Genomic DNA, 2,773 nt, shown 5'->3' with positions numbered 1-2,773 from the left:
GACAAGCTCAGCCTGAGCGGAATGGAGAGAACACCTCTAAAACCGCTCAGGCTGAGCTTGTCGAAGCCCCATCCGCACACGAAAAACGGGCGGGAATCTCGCGATCCCCGCCCGCCTCTCGTTGGAACGCTGAAGCTCAGGCCGCCTGCTGAGCCGCCTGCGCGATCTCCTCGGGAGCCTCGTTGCGGATCAGGTAATCGAATGCGGACAGCGCCGCCTTCGACCCTTCGCCCATGGCGATGATGATCTGCTTGTAAGGCACCGTGGTCACGTCTCCCGCCGCGAACACGCCGGGCAGGTTGGTGGCGGCCTTCTCGTCGATCACGATCTCGCCGCGCGCCGTCAGTTCCACGCCGGAGTCCTTCAGCCATTCGGTGTTGGGCACCAGCCCGATCTGGACGAACACGCCTTCCAGCTCGACCTTGCGCTCTTCGCCCGAATTACGGTCCTTGTAGACCAGCGCGTTGACCTTCTCGCCGTCGCCTTCGACCTCGGTGGTCTGGGCGCTGGTGAAGATATCGACGTTCTTCATCGACTTCAGCTTGTCGACCAGAACCTGGTCGGCGCGCAGCTTGGCGTCGAATTCGATCAGCGTCACGTGGCCAACGATGTTGGCAAGGTCGATCGCCGCCTCGACGCCCGAGTTGCCGCCGCCGATCACCGCCACGCGCTTGCCTTTGAACAGCGGGCCGTCGCAGTGCGGGCAATAGGCCACGCCCTTGTTCTTGTACTCGGCCTCGCCGGGCACGCCGAGGTTCCGCCAGCGCGCGCCGGTGGTCAGCACCACCGAGCGGGCTTTCAGCGAAGCGCCGTTGGCGAACACGACTTCGTGATAGCCGCCGAGTTCCGTCGCCGGGATCAGCTTTTCGGCGCGCTGCAGGTTCATCACGTCGATGTCGTATTCAGCGACGTGCGATTCCAGCGCGGCGGCGAGCTTCGGGCCCTCGGTGTAGGGAACCGAGATGAAGTTCTCGATACCCATGGTGTCCTGCACCTGACCGCCGAAGCGCTCGGCCGCGATACCGGTGCTGAAGCCCTTGCGCGCGGTGTAGACCGAGGCTGCGGCACCAGCGGGACCACCGCCGACGACGAGCACCTCGAAAGGCTTCTTCTCGGCCAGCTTGGCGGCGGCCTTGGCGTCGGCGCCGGTGTCGAGCTTGCCGAGGATTTCCTCGATGCTCATCTTGCCCGAACCCCACATCGCGCCGTTCAGGAAGACGGCGGGCACGGCCATCACGCCGCGCTCCTCGACCTCCGCCTGGAACGTGCCGCCTTCGATCAGGGTCACGTCGGCGTGCGGGTTGTTGAGCGCGATCAGCGTCAGCGCCTGCACCACGTCGGGGCAGTTGTGGCACGAGAGCGAGAAGTACATCTCGAACGTCAGCGAGCCTTCGAGGGCCTTGGCCTGCTCCAGAACTTCGTCCGAGACCTTGGGCGGGTGGCCGCCGGTCCACAGCAGGGCAAGGACGAGCGAGGTGAATTCATGGCCGAGCGGCAGTCCGGCGAAACGTACCCAGGCGCTGGCGTCGCTGGCGCGGCGGATGATGAAGCTGGGGCGGCGCGCATCGTCGCCGTCGAAAGTGGCGGTGACCTTGTCCGAGAGCGAGGCGATGGTGGTCAGCAGCTCGCGGGTCTCGGTGGACTTTGCGTCATCGCCAAGGGAGGCGACGAGCTCGATCGGCTCGCGCAGCATGCCGAGATATTGCGAGAGCTGTTGCTTCAGGTTGGCGTCGAGCATGAGTCAGGTTTCCTTTGTTGGGAATCCTCCCTGCGAAGCGGGGAGGGGGACCATCCGAAGGATGGTGGAGGGGGGCGGGGCGGTCCCGTCTGCAATGCGACGTCTGCGGCCCTGCGGCCCGCCCCCTCCGTCAGCCCCTTGCGGGGCTGCTACCTCTCCATGGCCTGCGGCCACGGGGAGGATTTGCAGGGGTCTTAGATCTTGCCGACGAGGTCGAGCGAGGGAGCCAGCGTGGCTTCGCCTTCTTCCCACTTGGCCGGGCAGACCTGGCCGGGGTGCTCGCGCCAGTACTTGGCGGCCTTGATCTTGCGGACCAGTTCCTTGGCGTTGCGGCCCACGCCCTCGGGGGTGATTTCGACCAGCTGGATCACGCCGTCCGGATCGACCACGAAGGTCGCGCGATCAGCCAGGCCGACGCCTTCGCGCAGCACGCCGAAGTTGTTGGCAAGGTTGTGGTTCTGGTCGCCGAGGAAGGCGTAGGTGCACTTGCCGATGGCGTCCGAGGTGTCGTGCCATGCCTTGTGGCTGAAGTGCGTGTCGGTCGAAACGCCGAACACTTCGACGCCGAGGCCCTGAAGCGTGGCGTATTCACCGGCGAGGTCTTCCAGCTCGGTCGGGCACACGAAGGTGAAGTCCGCCGGGTAGAAGAAGAACACGGCCCACTTGCCCGCGATGTCGCCTTCGGTGACGTCGAAGAAGTCCTTACCGGCCTGGAAGGCGGTGTTCTTGAACGGCTTGATGGTGCTGCCGACGATACCCATGGATGTAGTTCCCTCAGTTGGGTGGTTGAAACTGGTGAAGCTCAGATAGGCCGGGGGTGTGACGATTGTAAGCACGATGATCCGATTGGCCTCATCGGTTCAGGCGATCAATCGGAGATGGATTGTGCAGCTCTGTCGATGAGATGTGCAAGAGAGGAGGGCGCGTACGTCGTCCCGGACTTGATCCGGGACCGCTGGCCGTGACCAGCCCACCTTGCCGCGCGCACCCGCAAGCTACCGCCTGAAGATTTGCCAGCGGTCCCGGATCAAGTCC

2 protein-coding genes are annotated in these 2,773 nt (G+C 64.7%); both read right to left on the bottom strand.

Annotation, left to right across the window (positions count from 1 at the left end):
* Positions 1-136: 136 nt before the first annotated feature.
* Positions 137-1,738, bottom strand: coding sequence for an alkyl hydroperoxide reductase subunit F (gene ahpF, locus ACYPYD_RS17035; protein ID WP_008831738.1), 1,602 nt, complete (start codon positions 1,736-1,738; stop codon positions 137-139).
* A 194-nt stretch (positions 1,739-1,932) separates the two neighbouring features.
* On the bottom strand, positions 1,933-2,499 hold the full coding sequence (ahpC, locus tag ACYPYD_RS17030) for an alkyl hydroperoxide reductase subunit C (RefSeq protein WP_008831739.1): 567 nt from the start codon (positions 2,497-2,499) through the stop codon (positions 1,933-1,935).
* Between the last annotated feature and the right edge of the window lie 274 nt (positions 2,500-2,773).

This window comes from Novosphingobium sp. 11B (genome assembly GCF_054589055.1).
Note: the sequence above shows the minus strand (reverse complement) of the source record. Positions and strands in the feature narration are given on the sequence as shown.